Raw genomic sequence first — 23,221 nt, 5'->3', positions numbered from 1 at the left:
GCCGCATTCTGGTTCCGGCTTCACACGCTACTCACACGGATCTGGGTCTGCCCCCAGGCGTAGCGCCCCCAGGTACCGCTACAGGCGGGCTGGGTGGTCGAGGTACGAGCAGATCATGGCAGTGACAACAGGTTCGTGGACTTCGCCGCGAGCTGTCATTCCGCGCTGAAGATGGCTCCAGCTCGCATTGCGGAAAGAACCTCAGCATCACTTAGGCCTGACCGATGTGAAATCTTTGCCCCAGAAAGATGCATATTTAGAGCCTGCATGGAAAGGAATTCTCCCGTGACTAGAGCGTACTTGTGCAATTCTCCAGCGTCCGTCACCACTAGGAGTTGAGAGCTGTTCCGAGAGATTTGGGATGTCCAGATTCTGGCGCCAAATTCCACGGACCACAACTCTTCCCAAGGCCCTGGCCTTGTGCGCCATACCGAGAGCTCGCCCTCACGATTAATGGCTACAAATTCGTTATCGTGACTAAATGAGAGATTCTGAGATTCGGCCAGGTGCGCCATGGCTGGATCAATCAGACCCTTTGCGAACTGGAGCGACTCGCCCCCGCACCCTGCGACGTAGATGAGCTCGCCGTCGTCCATGGCCCTCGTGACGTGACGATTCTGAGAGACCGCGTGGCCAGTTCCAACAGGAAGCCCTAGCATCTGCTCCCACTCGACTTGGCCAGCCTTGAACTCGAAAACCTTTGTCCAGCGATCCGACTTGGTCCACACCCTTAGAGTCGACTGGGTCTCATAGTACGAGTAGGCCATGGCGTCGGGTTCGTCGAGGCCGCTTGGCTCGGCGAGAGTTTCACTCGTCTCGGCGTCCACGAATCTCCAGCCCAGTCCCGTTCGGTCGGGTTCGTACTGGAACACAAGGGCCTCTCTATCGCCCCAGGCAATAGCGCCGGTTGCGGACCCTTCGATCTGACGGATCACCTCCTGTGTAGCATGAGACACAATGAATGTGTTAGATCCATCAGAGTATCCCCACCAGTTTCCGTGAGGACCATCAAAAATCCCTGAGCGCCACCAGATATGTGGGTCCCTATCGTTCTCCAACTCGATCTCTGCCGGATGTGATGACAGATCGCCATCAAGCCACCGGAGGAGCTTTCCCGGCACCTCTTCCTCCGTAGAGGAGTCCGCAATGAGTGCACTCACTGAGCCATCACAATGTTCTACAGCCAAAAATGCGTGTCGGGCACTGATCAAAAAATGACTTCCCCGCAGGACAGCATCCGTGAAATCTGCGTCTTTCTTGTCAATAGACCCAAGGTTGACGTTCCCCAGTTTCGCCCCCCGCAGGTTGACGTCGCGGAGAGACATGTGGGGCTGCGGAAGGTCCACTTGCCGGAATCCGGCCAGGTCAACGCCTTTCAGATCTGCACCGGCCAGGGTTCCCCTGCCGTACCCGAGTAGATTGGCGCAGTTTCCGCCGAGCGATCTGGCGTCAATGAGCTCGCGAGTGGATTGGATGTGGGCGATCAGAACATCGGCAAAACTTGGGTGCTCGCGCATCATGCTAGCGAGAAAGTCGTAAACAACAGGATTAAACTCGTCTGTGCCGAAGGATGCGGCGAGCTTTTCAGCTTCCTCCGCCGCGACGTGCCGAATGTCAGGCAATGACCCATCCCCGCGTCGGAGCGAGAAATATTCCGACCACGAGTACGACTCGGCCTCCGAAATATTCGATCGCGGAATCAGCCCAAGGAAGTCGCCAGCTAGAAGGCCCAGCTCTGCCGCATATTTGTACGCCGTCAGAAACTCCAGCAGAGACTTGTGTGATGGGCCGTAATCTCCTTCCGCGTTGCGCACCAGCATCCCCTGATTGCGCATGTCCTGTTCCCAGTAGTCCAGATCCTTGCTGCTTTCGACGGCGGGCCCGAAACAGGCTCGGAGTTTATCGGGAAAGTCGCGGTAGTTCAGAGTCAGCTGATTGGTCCTCAGCATCTCCCATGCAACCTCACTGAGGAACAGCAGCTTATCTGCGCGCGACGTGAAGGTTCGCTCCGAGGTCACATCTCTATCCATCTTGTGCTTGATGGCGTAGAGGTAAATTCGAGTGAGATCTACGGGGGATCCCTTTTCGATTTCCGGCAGGGCATCGATGACTAGCTCTGACATGACAGGTCGGCGCATCAGGTCACGGACGACCTCGTTTGACATAACCGACTTGACTTTGTCTCGACCAAGGAGATGTCCAAGCATTGTTTCAATCTGGACGTCGTCAAACGGGACGAGTTCTACGATCTCGAAAGTGGGCCCGTCTGACGGATAAGGAGACGAGGATGCCGAGACTCGTGCCTCAAATAGGTCGCGGGCTTCCTTGGCTTCTGGGAAGTGCTCAGTTCTGCTGCTCAACAGCACTTTGGCGCCAGGCTCGGCAGCCTTGGCCAGCTCCCAGAAGTTCGCCACCATTGTATTGCGGTCAGTTCGTGATGCCATTTCGTCGAAACCGTCAAAAATGAGGAGCAGTCGCCCCATGCGGTTTAGTACGCTGAAGACGTCGTAGCTACGAAGTCCAATTTTATGCTTGTTGAAAAAGAACTCTGAGAGCAGGCCTGAAACGGAAGTCTGTTTGGCGTAGTCGCGCAGAGGTATTACGAGGGGCACTCTCGGTCGAGGGACTCCGCGACCTTTTGCATCCTTCCATGCCTGAGCCAATTCATGGGCAAAGTGCATGCTGAACCATGACTTGCCCATCCCGAACTCGCCGAGAAGCGAAAGATGCTTTTTGGTGGGATCGGTAAGCCATGTTTCTACATACCGATTGAGACCGCCATCTTTCCAGTCGTATTTGCTGACGTCGAGCGCCTCGCCGGTGGCGGGGTCGATCTCCTCTTTGCGGCAGGAGAGTGGCACGTAACGAGTGTCAATCATGCGCTTCTTGACTTCACTTTGCAGCCAATCGATATATGGCTCGAAGTCCACTTCTAGGTCGATAAGTTCGTCAAACGAGAAGCAGGAGAATCTATCGTTGGAATCCGCTGCTTTCCGCCGCGCAGCTTCGCTAATTCGGAGCCGGGCAACGCCCCAGCCCTCTGCCGCACTCTCCTGTTGAGTGAGAGCTTCCAGGAGCTCTAGCTGGTGCAGGCTGAGCTCGCCATCAACGCAAAGAACTACAACTCGATCGAATCGGCCAGGTCGGCGAGTGGGTACATGGACCAGTAGGGCTGATGAGTCATGGTTAGGTGACCACGTTCGCTCAATTTGATAACCCACTGCACTGAACCAATGCTGCGCATCGTCTCGCAGTCGTTCCGCGGGGCTTACGCTGGCGCGTTCCGGATTTTCTGCGAGGCGATAAGCCTCCTCGGCGCTCCGAGTTCGAAGTACTTCATCGAGCAACTGATCGATTTTGTTCTCAAAACGTGTAGCATGAGCGTCTCGACTCCGACTTACAAGCTCATGGAATTTTTCGACAAACTCGGCCAAAGTCTTTTCTATATCTACGCCGAAGTGGCCGAATTCTCGAGTCTCGCGATTTCTTTCGACCGCCAGGTCGATTTCCACTCGAACCTTCGACCAGTCATCGGTATCGAAGGACTCTTTGAAGGATTTCTGTACATATTTATCCTGGAAAAGGCGTAGCACGGGTTCGGGGCGCCCGTAAAGCTGCTCAACCAGCGCGTATGCGTAGAGGCTTTCGAAATCCTTAGGGGGTTGATTCGGGTCAAGTCGAAGTGTCTTGAGAGTTTTGATGACAGCAGCTCGACGCATGGCCGCAGCCTTGGCAGGCTCGGCCGCAAGCCTCCCAAGGAGGCCAGCGGCTGTAGTGATGATCTCAGGCATGATCTTGACCCGACTCTCAGCTGTCCAGGATTCTTACACCCCGAGATTAGCGACAGATAGTCAAGTTGGCCCCTGAATCGCTGACTTTGCGCCGGAGATGCCGTGACGAAGCGCGTGTCAACCCGGCCCCTTAGCTCGGGACATCAGGCTGTCCGCCCGGCTACCTATGGTCGAAGGTGGGCATTCACCGCGCGTGCCTGGGTAGCCAGCTCTGTGAGTTCAAGTACGTCAATGGCCTTTGCGCGGAGGGTTTCGACGCCCACGCAGTCGGCCACCAAGATGCTTGGCTCGCGCCACGCGATGACCACGCGGCGGATGGGGGAGCGGAGGATCAGCTGGGTGCAGGTGAGGGGGCGGGACTTGCGCTCCGAGCAGGGTTCCAGCGTGCTGTAGAGCGTGGCACCGGCCAGGCGGGGGTCGTCCGTCGGGAGCTTGGCCAGGGCTGATTCTTCGGCGTGGACGTGTGCGTCCGTCTCGCGGGAGTAGCCGTTGGCCAGCTCCTCGCCCTCCGCGCCCACGATGATGGCGCCGACGGAGAAGGCGCCCTCGGCCGGCGGACACTTGCGGGAGAGTTCGATGGCCCGTTCCATCCAGGTCACATCGTCGGCGTGCGTCATGCGGAGCCCTCCTGCTTTGGCAGGTAGCGGAGAAGGACGACGTCGCCGATCGTGCTGGCCTCGGCGAGGTGCATTCGGCGGGTGGAGCCGCCGGGGTACGTGGCGGGGTTCAGGAAGCGGGGGGCGCCTGGGTCGCCGACGACCAGGGGTGCAATGGCCAGGTGGATCTCGTCGGCCAGGCCCTGGGAGAGGAACGCGGTGTGGATCTGTCCGCCGCCCTCCACCATCAGCCGCTCTATGCCGCGGGCGCCGAGGTCGTCCAGCAGGGCGCCGAAGTCGATGGCCGGGCCCGTGGAGACCACGTCCGCAAGGCCGGCGAGGCGCTCGCGGAGCTTCCCCTCGCCCGCGTCCGTGGTGTAGGCGAGCTTCTCTCCGCCGTGGTGCCAGAACTTCAGGTCGGACTCCAGGTCTCCGCTCGCGGAGATGGTGACCTTGAGAGGGTAGGCGGGCTTCCCTGCGGCCACCCGCGCTGCGCGCCGCTTGTCGCTGTTCACCAGCAGTCGGGGGTTGTCGGACCGTATCGTGCCGGCGCCGATCAGGATGGCGTCCGACTCGGCGCGCACCTGGTCCACTCGGTCGAAGTCCTCGCTGTTGCTCAGCAGGAGTCGTTCGGTACTGGTGTCGTCGATGTAGCCGTCCACGGATGTGGCCACGCTCAGCAGGACGTACGGGCGGGGCATAGGGGCTCCTTCATGTGCTGGTCAGGGCGGAGGGAGTTTGTTCAGGCCTGGCGCAGTACTGCCTCGGTCAGGGCGTCCTTGAAGTCGCTCACGCCAGGGACCGTACGCCATTGATCAAGTACTCCATCGAGCTGGGCCAGCTCCCGCGCAATGCGGTCGGACCCGGTTTCCTTCGCGACGGCCAAGGCCTGCAGTCCCGCGGAAGCGGCCTGCTCGGCCTCGCCCGCGCGTGCCCGGGAGACGGCCTCCCGTCCCAGGTAGACGCCGCGGTCACGGTGGTAGCCGGCGGGCAGTCGGCTGATGGCATCCCGGAAGCCTGCAGCCGCTCCGTGATGGTCTCCGAGGGCGGCAAGGCTGTGTGCTCGCTGCACATCTATGTACGCGCCATCGAGCCACACACCCCATGGAGAGGTGGGATCCGGGTCCATCCGAGCGAGGAGTTCCCGCGCATGCTCGTATGCCCGCTGAGCCATCAGCGGGTCTTTCCGGAGAGCGTGCCCGTGGGCCCCGTACGTTGCAGCCACTGCCGCCAGACGACTCCTCGGCGCGGCTCGGTCCTCCGCGGCCTCAGCGACGTCGACCGCCTCGATCGGGTCGTTCATGTCGCCAGCAAGCTGACTGCGGCGGGCCAGGATGTATGTGGTGAGCTCGTCGTCGCCCGCCATGTGGGAGGCCTCCAGGGCCTCACGCATCCAATGCTGGGCAGCGCGGAAGTCCCCGAGGTCCTGGTAGAGCCAGCCGCAGAGTTCCGAGTACTGGGTCTGCAGCTGGAGGAGCTTCCGGCGATCGGTTCCGCGGCGATCCGCCCGCAGTTCCTTGATGGCGGCGATCTGCTGCTGCACCGTCGGTATCACCCGATGGGGGCCGAACAGGTTGTCGTTGTCGATCAGCACTCGTCGGGTGGCCTGGAGAAGCTCGATCGGGTCGGCCCCGGAGGCGATGAGATCGGAGCGTGGGGCAGGGCTCGCCGCTGCGGAGAGGTCGGAGGTCGCAGCGATCGCGGCACCAGCGCCGAGCGCGCCGATCAGAGCCCTTCGGGACAGGGACACGAAGATGATCCTTCCGTCATCGGAACGAACGGGGACGGACATCCCCTCCTCCGACGGTGCCTGAGTCTCCGGTTCCTCAGCCAGGGCCACAGAGCCGTTGGCCACATGGGGCCCTCGTTTAGCCACATCCACCGTGGAAAGGGCCTCCAGGCTGGCCCCTTCGAGGATCGACGAGTGGAGCCGTACGAGCGAGCCGCTGGCGCCGAGCGCGTCGTCGTACGCCCTGACCAGGTCGGCCGACGCCGCCTGCCCGCCGCGTTCCACACGGGCCATGTAGCTGGTGTTGAACAGGATCGATCGGCTGAGCTTGCCCAGTGATAAGCCCCGCTGCGTGCGCCAGGCGCGCATTTCGGCGCCGAGGTAGTGCTGAGGGCTTGCATGCGGTGTCAGGTCGTTCGGTCGCTGCCCCACTCGTCCCCCCCTCATGCGGCCTATGTGGCCGCCTCCTGGCGGCCACATTGCAGACCTGTCGGTCACTCAACTGCCCGTTCTACAAAGGGTGCAGAGGGGCGGACGACAGCCTAGCGACGCAGGTCGGAGCCCTCCATTCGATCCGAACGAAGGGGGCAAGATCGTGACAACAGCTGCCGCTCGTGAACCCATCACGCGCCCCGTCGGCCACGGCCGGCGCGGCGGGCGCCAGGGCCTACTTCTCCTCCAGCCCCGCGACCCGCTCGCGGAGTTCGGCGACCTCGCCCTGGAGCCGGGCAACCTGGTCGCGGAGTTCGGCGATCGCGTTCTCCGGGCTGGCGAGCTTCGCGGCGTCGGAGGCCTCCGCAGTCAGGAACGCCCCCTTGCCCTGATGGCTGACCGCGAGGCCGTCCGTCTTGAGCTGGCGGATGGCGTCGCGAGCCACGGTCACGGTGACGCCGTACGTTGCCTGGAGGTCTGCCAGGGACGGCAGCTTGCGGGACTCCGCGAACTCGCCGGCCGCGATCCTCCGCCGCAGCTGCTCCGCCACCTGCTGATAGGCAGGCTTGCCGGTCCACTCGACCATCTGCACCCCATGTCTCTTCGCTGTCACTGCCTCAGTGTGCCCAAGCGGCACAGGGAGAGCTAGCGCCCGCCCCGCTCGCCCCCGGAGAAGGGCTTGCGCAACTCTGCCTCACAGTGCACTCTGAGGCAGAGTCCAGCCGCGCGGAAGCGCGGCTCAACAGGCCGCAACTGCCATGCCGGTAGGTGCGATCGACCCTCGTTTGCCCTGCCCGGAAGGCCCGCTCTATCCCCGGGGCCGGTCGCCTCTCGCCAAAGACCGCGACTGCCTCGGCATCCCTTCGACTTCAGGAGAACGACGATGCGTGCGTACATCGGCGGCCAGGAGGCCGCCAGTGTTGACGAGTTCATCGAACTGGCCCTCGGTACCCCGCTGGAGCTCTGGCTCGGGGTGGAGGGGGAGACCGAGGAGGAGCGCGCGGCCCGCATGGACGCGGCCCGCGACATCCTCGCCGAGAACCCCAACCTGCCCGACGACGTGAGCCGGATCGCCGCCCAGGTGATCGAGGCCAACGCCCCGGAGCTGTTCAACATCGCCCCGCTGGTGCGGCGGCCCGCCGGCAGCCGCTCGGCGCACAAGGGCGGCAAGGGGGCCGCGGCATGAGCCACACCCTGACCACCCTGTCCGTCGCCTTACCGCTCGCGTCCGGCTGGTCGGTTCACAGCCTGTGGATGCGGCGCCGGATCGAGACTGCCCGCCGCGACCCGCTCACCGACCTGTGGACGCGGGACCCGTTCGAGGAACGAGCTCGCAAGAGCCTCGCCCGGAAGCGCCAGCTCGCCGTAGTCGTCCTGGACCTCAACCGGTTCAAGGAGATCAACGACACCCTCGGCCACGCGGCCGGAGACGCGATCATCCGCGCCACCGGCCAGCGCCTGGGCGGGTGGGCCGAGGAGCGCGCCGGTGTGGCCGGTCGTCTGGGCGGGGACGAGTTCGCCGCCGTCATCCCCGGCTACGGCGTCGACAAGCTCCGCGCGGACCTGCACGTGCTCACCGCGCGACTGGACCGGCCGGTGCCGTTCGCCGGCCACCTAGTCGAGGTGCACGCGTCGATCGGGGCCGCCTACTACCGCGCCGGCGCCGCGGAGCTTCTCCACTCTGCTGCGCCGTGCGGATGAGCAGATGTACCGGGCCAAGCAGCGCGGTGGGGGCTGGCGCATCGCGCAGCGGTTGACGGTGCCGGAGCTGCGTACGGTCAACGGCCGCCGGGACGGCCGACGTGGCACCGGTGGGGAGGCGGCGTGATGACGTCTCGCAGGTCGCTGACCAAGGTGCAGAGGGTCGTTCTGACGGCCGCGTTCGTGCCCATGGTGGCCACCGGCGTTGCTGGTGGAGCGGGCACCTTCAGCAACATCCGCCGTGCCTACGGTTCGGGTACAGCGGTGGGAGCGGTGGCGGCCGGTGAGGGTGCGACCGCCGTCCTGGCGCTGGTGCTGCTCGGCCTGACGATGCTGGGGCAGTCCTCCCCGGGGATCATCAGGGTGGGCTTGTGGGCCTTGCCCGCCGCCGCCTCGGTCATGGCCGCGATGGCCGCTGATGGCCCGGGCCGCACGGTGATCTACGCCGTGACGCCGATGGGCATGTGCGTGTCGGCCGAGGGCATGGCGTTCCTGGCCCGGCGGATCGTGGTCCACCAGGACGGTCGCGACGCCGAGGCCGAAGCCAAGGCAGCCGCCGTGGTGCGTGCCCTGGCGTACCACCGAGGTCGGGCCGCGAACCATCCGTCGTGTTGGGTGCGGAAGTGGTCCGACCGGACGTCGTGGCGGCTGGCCCGGAAGGTGGGGCTGGGCGACGCGTCGCTGGGCGCCAGGCTCCTGCACGTCCAGCGCGACCGGCTCACCAGCGGTGCTGACGCCGCCCTCGCCGCCATGTTCACCGGCACCGCAGATCAGGATGTAACGCCTGAGATCATCGAAAATCGGTTGGGGTCTGACCTGCACAAGTCGACTGCCGAGAGCTCGACCGTTGCTGCCTGCGTATCCCCTCCCGAGTCGGCCGACCCGGTTCCCGCCATCGAGGCGGCCGGACGGGGCGAGTCGGTGTCGGCGGCTGAGCCGGTAGAGCTACCCCAGTCGGCTCCACCGAAGGCGGTCGCGGCCGCGGAGTCCGCTCCGCGCCGGGCGACCGGTCGGGTGCCGCAGTCGGCCCGTACGCCCCGACCGACTCGCACGCCGGATGAACTCCTTGCCGAGGCCCGGTCGGTCACAGCCGACTGGCCCGACGTCGAGTTGACTGCGGAGAGGATCCGCAAGGCGGTTCGTACGTCGTCCGCCAACGGCCGGACGCTGCGTGATGCGCTCAGGGCCGAGCGTGCCGAGCCCGAGGCAGCCTGATGACGTCGCTGACGTTCGCCAAGTGCTTCGACCCGGACGGCGCCCGTTTCGGGATACCGACCTACCCGTGGCGCCTGGCTCCCGAGGGCCTGGCGACCCGCCGCCAACTCCGCGCCGAGGGGCTGCGGCCCGGTGGCCAGCCGATCGCCGCGCAGCTCCTGCGGCCCCGGTTCCGGCGTGAGCCGCTCGTGGCCTACCTGTACCGCGTTGACCTGGCCAAGCCGGTTCGGCCCATGACCTCGCGCAAGTGGGGAGCGCTCGCTCTGGCGATGCTCGCCCGCCGCACCTGCCCTCAGTGCTCCACCGACGCCGGATACGTCATCCCGGCCTCGCTCGGCATGTGCGTGCCCTGCGCCTACCCCGAAGAACAGCGCGCCGCCTGACCGCGCAGATCACGAGTACCAGGCCCGGGCGGTCGGCCGTCCGAAGCGCCGCCCGGGCCCCTTCCCGCCTCCACAGAGGGAGCAGATCCATCGTGTCTGAGATCCACGTCATCGAGCAGTCCGGCGAAGAGCCGGACAGCACGCAGAACTCCCCGGGGTCGGCGGCGGTCCTGCCGTTCCCCGCGAAGAAGGGCAAGACCGAGCCGCTGGCCCCGGGCGAAGCCAGGCCGGGGGAGTGGGAGGCCGAACTCCCCGACGACCAGCCGGACGGCGACGGCGAGGTCGCCGAGGGCGATCCGGTGGACCCGCCCAAGCACGAGTTCCCGCCCTCGATCGCCGAGGTGATCGAGGCCAAGGACAAGGCCCGTCGGCCGGTGCTCCCGGACTGGCTGACCAGCGCCAAGCAGCGGGCCGCCGTGGCCAAGTGGGCGGCCGGCCACTACGGCCAGACCACCGCCTATCACCTGGTGCGGACCCCCGTGTACTCGGCGAAGCTCCTGGCCTACGCCCCGCGCGGTGCCTTCCGCTGGGTGGGTGCGAGCGGCCGTTGGGTGTCCGACGCCGAAGGCCTTCCCGTCCGCCTCGCGGCAGTCCGTACTGAGGACGCGGGGGAGTACCTCAAGCTCTCCCGGCAGCGGGACGCGCGGGTGAAGCTGCGCAGCATCATCGCCACCCTGGCCGGCGTGATCGGCCTCGGCGCGGCTCTGGCCATGTGGGTACTGGCCCCGGCCTGGCTCCTGACCCTGGCCCTGGTCGCCCTGACCGGAGCACTTGGGTGGGCGGGCACGCCGGCGGACCGGCCGCTGATCGATGCGGCCAAGGTGAAGTTCCGCCACCGCAAGCTGACCTCGGACATCGTCACCCGCGCCTTCCTCGCCGCCGGACTGACCAAGCCGGACCAGGGCATCGCCTTCCCGCAGCCCATCCGGCAGGACGGCGACGGCTGGCGCGTGGTCGTGGACCTCCCGTACGGCAAGACGTTCTCCGACGCGGTCAAGAAGCGCGACGCGCTCGCCTCGGGCATCGACGTCGCCGAGACACAGGTGTTCCTCGACCGCGATACGACCAGCTCGCGCCGCGTCTCCATGTGGGTGGCCAACCGCGACCCCCTCGCCGTCCCGACCGGCCGCACCCCGCTCCTCGGCGCGGACCGCGTGGACTTCTGGAAACCCTTCCCCTGGGGCCGCGACGAACGCGGAGTCGAGGTGGAGATCAGCATGCTGTGGCTCTCGCTCCTCGTCGGCGCCGTGCCCCGGCAGGGCAAGACGTTCTCTGCCCGCACCATCGCCCTCGCCGCGGCCTTGGACCCGTACGTCCGCCTGTACGTGTTCGACGGCAAGGCATCCCCGGACTGGCGGAAGTTCGCGATGGTCGCCCACCGCGTCGGCTTCGGCACCGTCCCGCAGAGCGGCGTGGACCCGGTCATGCACCTGGTCAACTCGCTTCAGGAGCTCAAGGCCGACGTGGAGGACCGCTACCACCGGCTCTCCGAACTCCCCCTGCACGTCTGCCCGGAGGGCAAGCTCACCCCGACCATCTCGCGGGACAAGAAGTACGGCATGCCGCTCGTGCTCTTCGTGGTGGATGAGGTGCAGGAGTACCTGATGCACCCCGTCCACGGGAAGACCATCCTTGACCTGCTGGTCTTCCTCGCCCGCGTCGCGCCGGCCGTCGGTGTCTCGGTGATGACCGCGACGCAGAAGCCCGACGACACCGCCTGCCCGTCCGTGCTCCGCGACCAGCACCAGGCCCGATTCGCCCTGCGGGTCGGCGCCTACCAGGTCTCGGAGACCATCCTCGGCGCCGGTTCGTACGGCGAAGGCCTGGACGCCTCCCGGCTCCTGAAGTCCCACAAGGGAGTCGGCCTGCTCAAGGGCATGTCCGACGACGCCGGCATCGTCCGCACCTACCTCGCCGACGGCCGTGACGCGGAGACCATCCTCAGCCGCGCCCAGGCGCTCCGGCAGGCGGAGGGCACGCTCAGCGGCGACGCCGCCGGAGAGGCGCCGGCCGATGCCGCGCTCGCCACGATCCTGGACGACATCGCCGCCGTCATCGGCAAGGGCGAGGCCAAGATCTGGTCCGAGACCATCGTGGACCGGCTCGCCGAGCACCGCCCCGAGGTCTACGGGCCGTGGGCCGAGATGGAGCCGAAGCCCAAGGCCGAACAGCTCACCGCGGCGCTCAAGCCGTACGGCATCGGCACCGACCAGATCGGCCGCCGCATCGACGGCAAGACCGTCAACAAGCGCGGCATCGAACGCGCCCACATCGCCAAGGCGATTACAGAGCGCAACAAGAACCGGGACGCGGGCTAGCCCCACGGGTCGCTGGTGCTAGCAGCGGACGTCGCTAGCGCTAGCGACCCCGCTAGCGGCCGGTACGCCACCTGATCAGGTCGCTAGCAGATAGCGGCCCACCTGCGGAAACCACCGAACCCCGCCCTGGAGGCCTCTTGTGACTCTCTTCCTGCTCGCTAGCGTCCTCACCCTGTTGTTCACGCTCGGTTACGCGGGCCTGTGTGCGGCCTCGCCGTTCGGCCGCTGCCGCAAGTGCAACGGGCTCGGCTTCGCCCTCACCCACGACCGCAAGGGCAAGCCCAAGCGCGGCAAGCACTGCCGCCGTTGCGACGGCCACGGCATCCGCATCCGCGTCGGCCGCCACCTCTACAACCTGTGGGCCCGCACCTACCGCAACGGCACCCGCTGAACCCCACACCGACTGGAGTCGCCATGACCTTCACCATCTCCGCGGTCCTGCTCTTCGGGGCCGGATCCTTCTTCGTCCTCAAGTCCAAGTCCGCCGGGGCCGGAGCCGCGATGGTCCTGTTCCTCTTCGGCTTCTTCACCGCCGGGACCGGCGCCTACGAGCCCATCACCAACCTCGTGAAGTCCGCTGCCGTCGCGGTCACCGACATCGCCGAGTAGGAGGCACCGCCGTGAACCACCACACCCCCGCCCGCCGGGAGACCAACGAGACCCACCACCCGATCCCCCTCGCGCCCGCTCCGCTGGCCGTCCACCACCCGCACGCCGTCCCGGACATCCGGACCATCCAGCTCCCGGACGGCCGCATCATCACGGGCTACGCCGTCGCCCCCGCCAAGGCCCCCGAGCCCGTCCCGGAGCGGTCGGCCATCAACCCGCTCGCCATCAACATCGCCCTCGGCGGGATCGGGTTCGCCGCGGCCTGCGGCGGGCTGATGCTCCTGACCACCTTCATCGCGGCCGTCGCCGCACTCATCCAGCAGCTCGTCGTCCTGGCCGCCGTCATCTTCGGCGGCTTCATCGCCACCCAGGTCCTCGGCGCCAACCACGGACGCGGCAGCGGCGGGACGGTCGTCAACATCCGCCGAGCCGTCTTCAAGCGCAACAACTTCCGAGGGTGAAGGAGCCATCCATGTTCGAGATCCGCGTGATCTGCAGCCCGACCGAGGCGCCCGAGATCACCAAGGCCCTGTCCGAGACGTTCACGACCGGCCCGGTCCGGCGGCACCCCACCCGCGACGGCGAGCGCGTCCGGCTGTACGTCACCGCCGAGCAGCAGCCGAGCCACTGGCCCGCTCCCGACGCCGCCTACACCGCCGCACCGAGCGTCATCAGCGAAATCGGATGGACCGCCCGAGGAGTCCGAGACTGCCTGCACGGAGTCCACGTCCGGGAGTTCTGGCTCCGCAAGGCCGCTCTCCTGGACCGGATCGCCCTCACCGACGACGACCCCGTGAGCGGCGACGCCGCCACCCTCGCCGTCGAAGCGGCCCGCCGCTTGATGGACATCGACCAGACCGCCGGCTTCGGCCCCAGCGGCTACGCCGACGGCCCGTACACGCCGGACCACCCGGACAGCATCCGAGACCCCCGCGGCTACGTCCGCCAGGAGTACGCCCTCTGGATCCGGCACCACTAGCTGTGCCCGGGGCGGTCGCCTCTCGCCAAAGACCGCGACCGCCCCGGTTCTCCGTCCCTTCGACAGAAACAGGAGACCACCAGCATGACACCCGAACCCGAGTCGGAGCAGTACGCCTCCGTGGTGCCCCTGCGGGCAGCACCCACCGGCAGCCTGGAGCGCGTGCCGCCGCACGACCTGGAGGCCGAACAGGCCGTCGTCGGCGCCCTGATGCTCGCCCCGGAGGTCGCCGTCCAGGTGGCCGCCGCGATGACCCCCGCCGACCACTACCGCCCTGCGCACGAGACGATCCACCGCGCGATTCTCGACCTGCACGGCCAGGGCCAGGCCGCAGACCCCATCACCCTCGGCCACTACCTGGACCACGTGGGCGTCCTCGGCAAGGTCGGTGGGCGGACCTATCTCCACGCTCTGGTGCAGGCGGTCCCCAGCACGGCCAATGCCGAGTACTACGCCGGGATCGTCCACCAGCTGGCTCGGCGCCGCCGCAGCATCGAGGCCGGTACGCGCATCGTGCAGGCCGGCATGTCCCCGAACGCGACGGACGACGACCTGCGCGAGGCCCTGGCCCTGGGCGCCGAGACGATCCCGGGCGTATGGGCGGAGCCCATCCCTCTCAACGTCCAGCCCAAGCTCCCCGCCTTCCCCACACACGCCCTCCCCGGGTGGCTCGCCGAATACGTCGCCGCCGTCGCCGAGGAGACCCAGACCCCGCCCGACATGGCGGGAGCCCTCGCCCTCTCGGTCCTGTCCACCGCTTGCGGCGGCCGTTCCGTGGTCCAGGTCCGGGGCCGCTGGAGGGAGCCCACCAACCTCTTCGTTGTCGTCGCGCTCGGTCCCGCGAATCGGAAGTCCTCGGTCTTCGCCGCGATGACCCGACCGCTCTACGAGGCGGAGAAGAGCATGGTGGAGGGTGCGAGCCTCACGATCGTGGAGGCCGAGGTCACCGCGAAGATGGCCCGCGAGGCAGCCGACAAGACCGCGGCCCAAGCCGCGAAGGCGGAGGGACCCGAGCGGGACAACCTGATCGCTGAGGCCATCGGCCTCGCCCAGGTAGCCGAGTCCCTGACCGTGCCCGCCAGCCCGCGCCTGCTCGCGGATGACGCCACCCCCGAAGTCATCACCACCCTGCTCGCCGAGCAGGGCGGCAGGCTCGCGGTCATGTCGGCCGAAGGCGGCATCTTCGACATCATCGCCGGGCGGTACTCAGGCATCCCCAACATGGAGGTCTTCCTCAAAGGCCACGCCGGCGACCGCCTCCGAGTGGACCGCCGGAGCCGCGAGGAGTTCATCGAAGCCCCCGCCCTGACCATGGGCCTGGCCGTCCAGCCCAGCGTTCTCGAAGAGATCGGCAAGAATCGCGGCTTCGACGGCCGCGGCCTGCTGGCCCGCTTCCTGTACTGCCTGCCCGAATCTCTGGTCGGCCACCGCAGGATCAACCCGGACCAGGTGCCGGTCGTCGTGGCGGCGACGTACGAGCGCAACGTGTACGCGCTGACCCTTCGCCTGGCCGACTGGACCGACCCGCTCGTCCTCCAGCTCACCCCGGAAGCCGATCGCGCCCTGATCGCCTACGAGGAGCGGCTGGAGCCGCAACTGAAAGCCAAGGGCGGCAGGCTCGGCCACATCGACAAATGGGCGGGAAAGCTCATCGGCGCCACCGCCCGTATCGCCGGACTTCTCCACCTGGCGGCCCACATCGACGGCGGCAGCCACGACCCGATCACCGAGGCCACCCTGCGCGCCGCCATCGAGATCGCGGACTACTTCACCGCGCACGCCTTGACCGTCTTCGACCTTATGGGCGCGGACACCTCCCTCGCGCGGGCTCGCGCGCTGCTGACGGTCCTGGAGCACAACGGGTGGGAGAGCATCACGCGCCGCGATCTCTTCGCCAAGCTGTCCCGCTCCGAGTTCCCCACGGTCGCCGAGCTGGAGCCCGCCCTCGCGCTCCTGGAGGAACACGGCTACCTCCGTACCGACACCCCGCCCCGGACCGGAAAGCGCGGACGCCCGCCGGCCCCGCGGTACCTCATCCACCCGAACGTCCGGGAGCCCAAGGCATGAGTCCTCGACGGGACCACACCCCCTGGGCCTTGCCGCAGAAACCGCAGAATCCGCAGAAACCCAGCCCCGCCCGCTCCGACCAGCGGCGACACGTCGGCAGGGCGATCGCCGCAGAAACCCCTGGAACTCCCGCAGAAATCAGCACCCGCGACCGACGCCGCTTCACCCCACGGCCCGCCACCTATTTCTGCGGAGATTCCCGCGGTTTCTGCGGCGCGTACCCGCAGGACCCGAACGCCACAGGTCAGGCCGTAGATACCGGCATTTCTGCGGTTTCTGCGGTTTCTGCGGCGCCCCGCCATCCCGTAGCCCAGCGAACTGCCCCGTGGAGGAACAGTGGCCGCACCGCGTGACGAGATGTTGACCATCCCCCAAGTCGTTGCAGAGATCGGCGTACCGCTGGCCACGTTCTACCGCTGGCGGCAGCTGAGGAAGGGTCCCAAGGCCATCAAGCTCCCGAACGGCTCGGTGCGGATCAGGCGCTCTGAGCTGGAGCGCTGGATCGCAACCTTGGAAGAGGCCGCGTGACTAAGCGCAAGACCGCGAACGTGCCGGGCCCCCGCAACAGCGGGGGCCCGGCCCCTGCGGCCGAACTCACCCTGACCACGGATGTCCGTATCTGGAAGATCAGCAAGCTTTCCAGCAAGTCAGCTCCCTACCAGCTGCGGTGGGTCGTGGCCGGGCAAGTCCGGCACGCCACCTTCGCCACCATGGCGCTCGCCGAAAGCCGCCGCTCGGAACTCTGGAACGCGATGACGAAAGGGCAGCCCTTCGACGTCGAATCGGGCTTACCGGAGTCCGAGGTCCGGAAAGCCGCGGCCAAAGAGAACGTCCGCCCCGATCCCACCTGGTGGGACTTCAGCCGCGAGTACATGGCGGTCCGGTGGCGGACAGCCGCGGCGAAGACCCGCGAGGGGCTGGCGGACAGCCTCGCCACGGTGGCCATTGCGATGATGGGCGACGGCGCCAAGGCGCCCACCCCAGAAGAGGTACGGCTGGCGGTGCGCTGGGCCGTCGTACCGGCGCACAAGGGCGAGGAGCCTCCGCCGGAGCTCGTGCGGCCCTGTACGTGGCTCTCGCAGCGTTCCCGGCCTCTTTCGGACCTGCAGGACCCGCGGGTGCTTCGGGACGTCCAGTACCGGCTCTCGTTCAAGCTGGACGACACCCCGGCGGCCGGGGAGACCTACAAGCGTCGGCGCCGCGGCTTCAACACCGCCATGGAATACGCGATCGAGTCGGGCTACCTGGACGCGAACCCTCTCACCGGAGTGAAGCGGGCCGGGCCCAAGGGCGGCGACGCGGTGGACCCCAGGGTGCTGGTCAACGCCGTCCAGGGAAGCCAGCTCCTGACAGCGGTCTCCTACGTGGGCTCCGTCCACCGCAACCGCGGGCGACGACTCGTCGCCTTCTACGCCTGCCAGCTCTACGCGGCGATGCGGCCGGCGGAAGCGGTCGGCCTGAGGGAGCAGGACTGCCACCTCCCCGAAACGGGGTGGGGCACGCTCACGCTCCGGGAGACGCTGCCGGTATCGGGCAAGAGGTGGACAGACTCCGGAAAGCGCCACGACAAGCGTGGCCTGAAGTCCCGGGAGGCCAAGGCGGATCGTCCAGTGCCCATTCCGCCGATCCTGGTGGCGATGCTCCGCGAGCACATCGAGGAGTTCGGCACCGCTCAGGGCGGTCGGCTCTTCGCCAACGAGCGAGGCGGCGTGCTGGGCACCTCCAGCTACTGGAGGGTCTGGCAGGAGGCACGAGCATTTGCCCTACCTCCCGACCGGGCCGCCTCCCCGCTCGCGCGGCGGCCGTACGACCTGCGCCACACCTGCATTACGAACTGGCTGAATGCCGGGGTCCCTGTCGCCGAGGTTGCCCGCCGCGCCGGCAACTCGCCCGAGGTCATCCACCGACGCTACGAAGGCTGCATCGACGGCCACGAGGAGCTGAACAACGCGAAGATCGCGAAAGCCATGGGGTGGGCAGAACCCCTGTGAGCACGAGGGATGGGTCACACTAATCTGCGCTCATGCGACAAGTGGCGAGCCGATTAGGGCTGTTGGGGATGATGTTGGTCATATCCGGGTGTGGTGGTCGGCAGACGACCACCACCACGGGCGAAGTGACCACGACGGTAGTCCAGGACAGCCAGTGGGTCACGGCGGCGATCTCTGCCGGAGCTGTGCTCATCAGCTCGGCCGCCGCGGCCTGGATCACCCACTACTTCACCGGACGGACCGAGGGGAGGAGGCAGCAGCACGCCGATGCCCTGGAGGCGGCGAAGCGCGATCACGAGGCCAGGCTGACGCACGAGCAACGCGTGCGGGAGCAGGTGATCGCGACCTCCACGACTATCTCGAAGATGCTCCAGGACTTCCGGGCGAAGATCGGTGAGGCGACGGAAGCCGCGGACACGTTGGCCGCCACGCTCCTGTACGACGAGTGCTCCGCGACGGTCCGTCGGCACCATGACGACGCCCTGCCCGTCATCGAGGTCATGCCGGACCTGGAGCTCCGGCGGAGGGCCAATGCCGTCTTCGAGGCCTACGGCGATTGGGCGGCCGGCACTGCTGAAGCCCTGTCGAATCTCACGACGCGCCCGGATGCCGCTGGTCTGGACGGGACGCGCGAGCAGTTCTACGAGCGTGCCCGACGGGTGATCAGCGATGCGTCAGGCTGACGTGTGGCCCACACGCTCCTCACACGGGAGCAGTGCGTAACAACGACAAAGGCCCGGACTCAGTGGGACTGAGTTCGGGCCTTCATGCTTGGCACTTCAGCTGGTCAGCGGCGTGATCGCGCTGTCTTTGCTGGAGTGCCCCCGGCAGGATTCGAACCTGCGCACACGGCTCCGGAGGCCGTTGCTCTATCCCCTGAGCTACGGGGGCGTGTCGCTTGTGGTGCGGCGACGGGTTGAACACTACCAGCTTCCGCAGGGTGATCAGGAACCGTTTTGCGGGGGACGGGGGAGTGGGTCGCCCGCACGGGGTGGAAGTGGCAAAAACCCGGACGCGGGGGCCCGGGCGGACCTACTCTCGAGTTGTGCCAGGCGTCTCTGGCCGGGTCCTCGTTGTCGACGACAACAAGGTCATCCGGCAGCTGATCAAGGTCAATCTCGAGCTGGAGGGCTTCGAGGTCGTGACCGCGAACGATGGTGCCGAGGCTCTGGACGTGGTGCACCGGGTGCGCCCCGACGTGATCACCCTTGATGTGGTCATGCCGCGGCTGGACGGGTTCGGGGCCGCCGCGCAGTTGCGGGCCGACCCGCGGACGCGGGACGTGCCCGTCGCCATCGTCAGTGCCTGTTCGCAGCAGGAGGTCGAGGCCGGGATCGCGGCCGGGGTCGACGCCTTCCTCGCCAAGCCCTTCGAGCCCACCGAGCTCGTCCGCGTCGTACGCCGGCTCGCCGAGCGCAAGGACCGGCGCGACGGGAGGAAAGGGGCTCCCGCCGGGAGAGGGCACGGCTGAGCCGTGTTCGCCGGCGCCCTGGCGCCACGCCCGACCGGTCGGCCCGCCCCGTTCGCGCCCTCGTCCCCGTGCTCGCTGTTCACATGGCGAAACCCTTCGTGGGATGACCGGGCGTCTCCCCTAGGCTGGGTCCCGTGACCCCCGCAGACCTCTCCCGTTGCGTCGTACGCGCCGTGCGCTGCGCCGTCGCCGACGGGGAGCTGGACGCCGGGGCGGTCGTGCCCGAGCGGGTCGTCGTCGAGCGGACCCGGCCCGGCGGGGTCGGGGACTACGCCACACCCGTCGCCTTCCAGGTCGCCAGGGCCGCCCGGTGCGCACCGCGCGACGTGGCCGACGTCCTGGCCCGGCGGCTCGGCGCCGAGACCGGTATCGAGCGCGTCGAGGTCACCGGAGCCGGGTTCCTCAACTTCGTGCTCCCCGCCCCCTCCGCGCCCGCGGTCATAGCCGACGCGATCCGCCGGGACGTCCGCGGCCGGGCAGCCCGCTTCGTTCCCGACGAGAGCGGGCTCGGGCTGCGTGAGCGCGTCGTGCGACGGAGCGTCCTGCGGCTGCTGAGCCTCCAGGGCGTCACCCCCGAGGCCGGGCGGCAGCAGACCGTCGCCCCCGTCGCCCGGCGTGACGGCGATGTCGTCGCCCGGTACGGAGCCGACGCCGCCGGCTGGGCGATGCTCGCCGTGCCCGCCCGGGAGACCCCCGCCTTCTCCGGCGCGCAGCTGCTCGTACAGGGCGAGGCGAGCGAGTTCTTCCGCGTCCGGTACGCCCACGCCCGCAGCCGGGCCCTCGTACGCAACGCCGAGCAGCTGGGCTTCCGCCCGGAGGCGGGCGAGGTCGACGACGCCCCCGCCCTGCTGCGCCTCCTCGCCGACCACCCCCTCGTCCTCGAAGCCGCCGCGCACCACCGGGCGCCCGAGCGGCTCGCCCGGCACCTCGTCGAGCTCGCCGACGCGCTCCTCGACTTCCAGTACCGCGTGCTGCCCCAGGGGGACGAGAAACCCTCGGCCGCCCACCGCGCCCGGCTGGCACTCGCCGAAGCCGCCGGGACGGTGCTGGCCGGCGGCCTGGCCCTGCTCGGCATGGACGCACCCGAACGCCTATGAACCGCGAAGAGAGAAACCGATGAGCCGCTCCGCGCACCCCGCCGGCCCCCGCCACGCCGACGTCCTGCCCGAAGGGCACTACTCCCCGCCGCCCGCCGACCTGAACGCGCTCGACGAGAAGGTCTGGTCCCGCACCGTCCGGCGTGAGGACGACGGCGTCGTCTCCGTCGGCGGCATCGAAGTCACCCGGCTCGCCGAGGAGTTCGGGACCCCCGCCTACTTCCTCGACGAGGACGACTTCCGGGCCCGCTGCCGCGCCTGGGCGCACGCCTTCGGCCCCGACGCCGACGTCTTCTACGCCGGCAAGGCCTTCCTCTCCAAGGCCGTCGTGAAGTGGCTGGAGGAAGAGGGGCTCAACGTCGACGTGTGCTCCGGCGGGGAGCTGTCGACCGCCCTCGCCGCCGGGATGCCCGCCGACCGGATCGCCTTCCACGGCAACAACAAGTCCGAGGGCGAGATCCGCCGGGCCGTCGAGGCGGGGGTCGGACGGATCGTCCTGGACTCCTTCCAGGAGATCGCCCGCGTCGCGCACATCGCCCGCGAGCTGGGCGTACGCCAGCCCGTGCAGATCCGCGTGACCGTCGGCGTCGAGGCGCACACGCACGAGTTCATCGCCACCGCCCACGAGGACCAGAAGTTCGGCATCGCCGTGGCCGACGGGTCCGCCGCCGAGGCCGTGCGCCGCGCCCTCGGCCACGACTCGCTGGAGCTGCTGGGCGTCCACTCCCACATCGGCTCGCAGATCTTCGACATGGCCGGCTTCGAGGTGTCCGCCAAGCGCGTGGTGCGGCTGCTCGCCGCCGTCCGCGACGAGCACGGCGTCGAACTGCCCGAGATCGACCTCGGCGGTGGCCTCGGCATCGCGTACACCTCGAACGACGACCCCCGCGAGCCGCACGAGATCGCCAAGGCGCTCACCGAGATCGTGGCCCGCGAGTGCGAGAGCGCCGGACTGCGCGCCCCCCGCATCTCCGTCGAGCCCGGCCGCGCCATCGTCGGCCCGACCGCCTTCACCCTGTACGAAGTGGGGACGATCAAGCCGCTGGAGGGGCTGCGCACCTATGTGAGCGTCGACGGCGGGATGTCCGACAACATTCGTACGGCCCTCTACGACGCGGAATACTCCATCGCGCTCGTCTCCCGTACCTCCGACGCCGAGCCGATGCTCGTACGCGTCGTCGGAAAGCACTGCGAGAGCGGCGACATCGTCGTGAAGGACGCGTTCCTGCCGGCGGACCTGGCGCCCGGCGACCTCCTCGCCGTGCCCGCCACCGGCGCGTACTGCCGGTCCATGGCCAGCAACTACAACCACGCGCTCCGCCCGCCCGTCGTCGCCGTGCGTGACGGACAGGCGCGAGTGATCGTTCGCCGCGAGACGGAGGAAGATCTCCTGCGTCTCGACCTCGGATGATGAAATAGGCATCTCACTCAATGGACCGAGGATGGAAAGTGCTGTCCATTGAGTGAGACTGGTTCACACCCCGCGCGCAAACCGTGCGCGGGGTATTGATGGAAGATCGAAAGGCGTAGGTCGAATGATGCGTACGCGTCCGCTGAAGGTGGCGCTGCTGGGCTGTGGAGTGGTCGGCTCAGAGGTGGCTCGCATCATGACGACGCACGCCGACGACCTCACGCAGAGGATCGGCGCGCCCGTGGAGCTCGCCGGCGTGGCCGTGCGCCGCCCCTCCAAGGTGCGCGAGGGCGTCGACCCGGCCCTGATCACCACCGATGCCACCGCCCTGCTCAAACGCGGTGACATCGACATCGCCATCGAGGTCATCGGCGGCATCGAGCCCGCCCGCACCCTGATCACCACCGCCTTCGAGCACGGCATCTCGGTGGTCTCCGCGAACAAGGCGCTGCTCGCCCAGGACGGCGCCGCGCTGCACGCCGCCGCCGAGCAGCACGGCCGCGACCTGTACTACGAGGCCGCCGTCGCCGGCGCGATCCCGCTGGTCCGTCCGATGCGCGAGTCGCTCGCCGGCGACAAGATCAACCGCGTGATGGGCATCGTCAACGGCACGACGAACTTCATCCTCGACAAGATGGACTCCACGGGCGCGGGCTACCAGGAGGCGCTCGACGAGGCGACCGCCCTCGGGTACGCCGAGGCCGACCCGACCGCCGACGTCGAGGGCTACGACGCCGCCGCCAAGGCCGCGATCCTGGCCGGCATCGCCTTCCACACCCGCGTCCGCCTCGACGACGTGTACCGCGAGGGGATGACCGAGGTCAGCGCCGCCGACTTCGCGTCCGCCAAGCGCATGGGCTGCACCATCAAGCTCCTCGCCATCCTGGAGCGCGCCGCGGACGGCGAGTCCGTCACCGCCCGCGTCCACCCGGCGATGATCCCGCTCAGCCACCCGCTCGCCTCCGTCCGCGAGGCCTACAACGCGGTCTTCGTCGAGGCGGAGGCCGCCGGGCGGCTCATGTTCTACGGGCCCGGCGCGGGCGGCGCCCCGACCGCGTCCGCGGTCCTCGGCGACCTCGTCGCCGTCGCCCGCAACAAGCTCGCCGAGGCAACGGGGCCCGGCGAGTCGGCGTACACCCAGCTGCCGGTCAGCCCCATGGGCGAGGTCGTCACCCGCTACCACATCAGCCTCGATGTGGCGGACAAGCCGGGCGTCCTCGCCCAGGTGGCGACCACGTTCGCGGAGCACGGTGTGTCCATCGACACTGTGCGGCAGCAAGGTCGCCCGGACGGGGTCGGCAATGAGGCCTCCCTCGTCGTCGTCACCCACCGCGCCGCCGACGCCGCCCTCTCCGGGACGGTCGAGGCGCTGCGGAAACTGGACACCGTGCGCGGTGTCGCCAGCATCATGCGTGTTGAAGGGGAGTAAGG

General features: G+C 67.9%; 23 protein-coding genes and 1 tRNA gene. 18 read left to right on the top strand and 6 right to left on the bottom strand.

The annotated features are described in order from the left end of the window. Nucleotides 1-155: 155 nt before the first annotated feature. From AC2RP6_RS14600 to AC2RP6_RS14580, 5 genes are all read right to left on the bottom strand, one after another. Complete coding sequence (locus tag AC2RP6_RS14600; RefSeq protein WP_486446602.1) at nt 156-3,791, bottom strand: NACHT domain-containing protein; 3,636 nt, start codon at nt 3,789-3,791, stop codon at nt 156-158. Between the two features lie 164 nt (nt 3,792-3,955). Next, the gene (locus tag AC2RP6_RS14595) at nt 3,956-4,408 is read right to left on the bottom strand and encodes a cytidine/deoxycytidylate deaminase family protein (protein ID WP_486446601.1); all 453 of its coding nucleotides are present in this window, start codon (nt 4,406-4,408) and stop codon (nt 3,956-3,958) included. Beyond that, entirely contained in the window at nt 4,405-5,088 is a 684-nt protein-coding gene (locus AC2RP6_RS14590) for a RibD family protein (RefSeq protein WP_486446600.1), read from the bottom strand. The genes AC2RP6_RS14595 and AC2RP6_RS14590 overlap by 4 nt, the downstream gene beginning before the upstream one ends. A gap of 41 nt (nt 5,089-5,129) precedes the next feature. Continuing rightward, nucleotides 5,130-6,548 (bottom strand): helix-turn-helix domain-containing protein, encoded by a 1,419-nt coding sequence (locus tag AC2RP6_RS14585; RefSeq protein ID WP_486446599.1) that lies wholly within the window; start codon nt 6,546-6,548, stop codon nt 5,130-5,132. Nucleotides 6,549-6,783: 235 nt separating this feature from the next. Then, nucleotides 6,784-7,161 (bottom strand): winged helix-turn-helix domain-containing protein, encoded by a 378-nt coding sequence (locus AC2RP6_RS14580; RefSeq protein WP_486446598.1) that lies wholly within the window; start codon nt 7,159-7,161, stop codon nt 6,784-6,786. A 270-nt stretch (nt 7,162-7,431) separates the two neighbouring features. Here AC2RP6_RS14580 and AC2RP6_RS14575 point away from each other — a divergent pair, with 270 nt between their 5' ends. The 14 genes from AC2RP6_RS14575 to AC2RP6_RS14510 all read left to right on the top strand — a co-directional run bounded on the left by AC2RP6_RS14575 (nt 7,432) and on the right by AC2RP6_RS14510 (nt 18,494). Beyond that, the gene (locus tag AC2RP6_RS14575; RefSeq protein ID WP_486446597.1) at nt 7,432-7,734 is read left to right on the top strand and encodes a hypothetical protein; all 303 of its coding nucleotides are present in this window, start codon (nt 7,432-7,434) and stop codon (nt 7,732-7,734) included. Next, entirely contained in the window at nt 7,731-8,249 is a 519-nt protein-coding gene (locus tag AC2RP6_RS14570; RefSeq protein WP_486446596.1) for a GGDEF domain-containing protein, read from the top strand. Before AC2RP6_RS14575 ends, AC2RP6_RS14570 begins: the two co-directional genes overlap by 4 nt. A 4-nt stretch (nt 8,250-8,253) precedes the next feature. After that, nucleotides 8,254-8,376, top strand: a complete 123-nt coding sequence (locus tag AC2RP6_RS14565; RefSeq protein WP_486446595.1) for a hypothetical protein — start codon at nt 8,254-8,256, stop codon at nt 8,374-8,376. Continuing rightward, entirely contained in the window at nt 8,376-9,464 is a 1,089-nt protein-coding gene (locus AC2RP6_RS14560) for a conjugal transfer protein (RefSeq protein WP_486446594.1), read from the top strand. Before AC2RP6_RS14565 ends, AC2RP6_RS14560 begins: the two co-directional genes overlap by 1 nt. Continuing rightward, entirely contained in the window at nt 9,464-9,847 is a 384-nt protein-coding gene (locus AC2RP6_RS14555) for an RRQRL motif-containing zinc-binding protein (RefSeq protein ID WP_470184984.1), read from the top strand. Before AC2RP6_RS14560 ends, AC2RP6_RS14555 begins: the two co-directional genes overlap by 1 nt. 92 nt (nt 9,848-9,939) lie before the next feature. Beyond that, nucleotides 9,940-12,165: a cell division protein FtsK gene (locus AC2RP6_RS14550; RefSeq protein WP_486446593.1), complete on the top strand. Its 2,226-nt coding sequence runs from the start codon at nt 9,940-9,942 to the stop codon at nt 12,163-12,165. Between the two features lie 139 nt (nt 12,166-12,304). Continuing rightward, the gene (locus AC2RP6_RS14545) at nt 12,305-12,556 is read left to right on the top strand and encodes a hypothetical protein (protein WP_384532659.1); all 252 of its coding nucleotides are present in this window, start codon (nt 12,305-12,307) and stop codon (nt 12,554-12,556) included. Between the two features lie 23 nt (nt 12,557-12,579). Next, nucleotides 12,580-12,774: a hypothetical protein gene (locus AC2RP6_RS14540; RefSeq protein ID WP_030768821.1), complete on the top strand. Its 195-nt coding sequence runs from the start codon at nt 12,580-12,582 to the stop codon at nt 12,772-12,774. An 11-nt stretch (nt 12,775-12,785) separates the two neighbouring features. Further along, complete coding sequence (locus tag AC2RP6_RS14535) at nt 12,786-13,235, top strand: hypothetical protein (protein WP_486446592.1); 450 nt, start codon at nt 12,786-12,788, stop codon at nt 13,233-13,235. An 11-nt stretch (nt 13,236-13,246) separates the two neighbouring features. Further along, nucleotides 13,247-13,753, top strand: a complete 507-nt coding sequence (locus AC2RP6_RS14530; protein WP_391341561.1) for a hypothetical protein — start codon at nt 13,247-13,249, stop codon at nt 13,751-13,753. Nucleotides 13,754-13,837: 84 nt separating this feature from the next. Continuing rightward, nucleotides 13,838-15,820, top strand: a complete 1,983-nt coding sequence (locus AC2RP6_RS14525; protein WP_391341564.1) for a DUF3987 domain-containing protein — start codon at nt 13,838-13,840, stop codon at nt 15,818-15,820. A gap of 336 nt (nt 15,821-16,156) precedes the next feature. After that, nucleotides 16,157-16,348, top strand: coding sequence for a helix-turn-helix transcriptional regulator (locus tag AC2RP6_RS14520; RefSeq protein WP_329198300.1), 192 nt, complete (start codon nt 16,157-16,159; stop codon nt 16,346-16,348). Then, the gene (locus tag AC2RP6_RS14515; RefSeq protein WP_486446591.1) at nt 16,345-17,811 is read left to right on the top strand and encodes a tyrosine-type recombinase/integrase; all 1,467 of its coding nucleotides are present in this window, start codon (nt 16,345-16,347) and stop codon (nt 17,809-17,811) included. The genes AC2RP6_RS14520 and AC2RP6_RS14515 overlap by 4 nt, the downstream gene beginning before the upstream one ends. Nucleotides 17,812-17,843: 32 nt before the next feature. Beyond that, the gene (locus AC2RP6_RS14510) at nt 17,844-18,494 is read left to right on the top strand and encodes a hypothetical protein (RefSeq protein WP_486446590.1); all 651 of its coding nucleotides are present in this window, start codon (nt 17,844-17,846) and stop codon (nt 18,492-18,494) included. 136 nt (nt 18,495-18,630) lie between these two features. On the opposite strand, the gene AC2RP6_RS14505 is transcribed toward AC2RP6_RS14510, so the two are convergent. Next, nucleotides 18,631-18,702, bottom strand: a tRNA-Arg gene (locus tag AC2RP6_RS14505). A gap of 82 nt (nt 18,703-18,784) precedes the next feature. Between AC2RP6_RS14505 and AC2RP6_RS14500 the strand changes: the two genes are divergently transcribed. The 4 genes from AC2RP6_RS14500 (at nt 18,785) to AC2RP6_RS14485 (ending at nt 23,219) form a co-directional block, all read left to right on the top strand. Continuing rightward, a complete protein-coding gene (locus AC2RP6_RS14500; RefSeq protein WP_486446589.1) occupies nt 18,785-19,282 on the top strand; it encodes a response regulator in 498 nt (165 codons plus the stop codon). A 134-nt stretch (nt 19,283-19,416) separates the two neighbouring features. After that, complete coding sequence (gene nrtL / locus AC2RP6_RS14495) at nt 19,417-20,379, top strand: ArgS-related anticodon-binding protein NrtL (protein ID WP_486446588.1); 963 nt, start codon at nt 19,417-19,419, stop codon at nt 20,377-20,379. 19 nt (nt 20,380-20,398) lie between these two features. Continuing rightward, the gene (gene lysA, locus AC2RP6_RS14490; RefSeq protein WP_486446587.1) at nt 20,399-21,790 is read left to right on the top strand and encodes a diaminopimelate decarboxylase; all 1,392 of its coding nucleotides are present in this window, start codon (nt 20,399-20,401) and stop codon (nt 21,788-21,790) included. A 124-nt stretch (nt 21,791-21,914) separates the two neighbouring features. Then, the gene (locus AC2RP6_RS14485; protein ID WP_486446586.1) at nt 21,915-23,219 is read left to right on the top strand and encodes a homoserine dehydrogenase; all 1,305 of its coding nucleotides are present in this window, start codon (nt 21,915-21,917) and stop codon (nt 23,217-23,219) included. Nucleotides 23,220-23,221 lie beyond the last annotated feature (2 nt).

The sequence above is a fragment of the Streptomyces sp. WAC03905 genome (assembly GCF_057371075.1).
This window is presented reverse-complemented; position numbering and strand designations above follow the sequence as displayed.

Coding starts and splice junctions, on each gene's coding strand:
- AC2RP6_RS14570 (WP_486446596.1), top strand. CDS start 7,731: ATGAGCCACACCCTGACCACCCTGTCCGTCGCCTTACCGCTCGCGTCC.
- AC2RP6_RS14555 (WP_470184984.1), top strand. CDS start 9,464: ATGACGTCGCTGACGTTCGCCAAGTGCTTCGACCCGGACGGCGCCCGT.
- AC2RP6_RS14525 (WP_391341564.1), top strand. CDS start 13,838: ATGACACCCGAACCCGAGTCGGAGCAGTACGCCTCCGTGGTGCCCCTG.
- AC2RP6_RS14575 (WP_486446597.1), top strand. CDS start 7,432: ATGCGTGCGTACATCGGCGGCCAGGAGGCCGCCAGTGTTGACGAGTTC.
- AC2RP6_RS14590 (WP_486446600.1), bottom strand. CDS start 5,088: ATGCCCCGCCCGTACGTCCTGCTGAGCGTGGCCACATCCGTGGACGGC.
- lysA (WP_486446587.1), top strand. CDS start 20,399: ATGAGCCGCTCCGCGCACCCCGCCGGCCCCCGCCACGCCGACGTCCTG.
- AC2RP6_RS14600 (WP_486446602.1), bottom strand. CDS start 3,791: ATGCCTGAGATCATCACTACAGCCGCTGGCCTCCTTGGGAGGCTTGCG.
- AC2RP6_RS14530 (WP_391341561.1), top strand. CDS start 13,247: ATGTTCGAGATCCGCGTGATCTGCAGCCCGACCGAGGCGCCCGAGATC.
- AC2RP6_RS14540 (WP_030768821.1), top strand. CDS start 12,580: ATGACCTTCACCATCTCCGCGGTCCTGCTCTTCGGGGCCGGATCCTTC.
- AC2RP6_RS14560 (WP_486446594.1), top strand. CDS start 8,376: ATGACGTCTCGCAGGTCGCTGACCAAGGTGCAGAGGGTCGTTCTGACG.
- AC2RP6_RS14485 (WP_486446586.1), top strand. CDS start 21,915: ATGATGCGTACGCGTCCGCTGAAGGTGGCGCTGCTGGGCTGTGGAGTG.
- AC2RP6_RS14595 (WP_486446601.1), bottom strand. CDS start 4,408: ATGACGCACGCCGACGATGTGACCTGGATGGAACGGGCCATCGAACTC.
- AC2RP6_RS14510 (WP_486446590.1), top strand. CDS start 17,844: ATGCGACAAGTGGCGAGCCGATTAGGGCTGTTGGGGATGATGTTGGTC.
- AC2RP6_RS14565 (WP_486446595.1), top strand. CDS start 8,254: ATGTACCGGGCCAAGCAGCGCGGTGGGGGCTGGCGCATCGCGCAGCGG.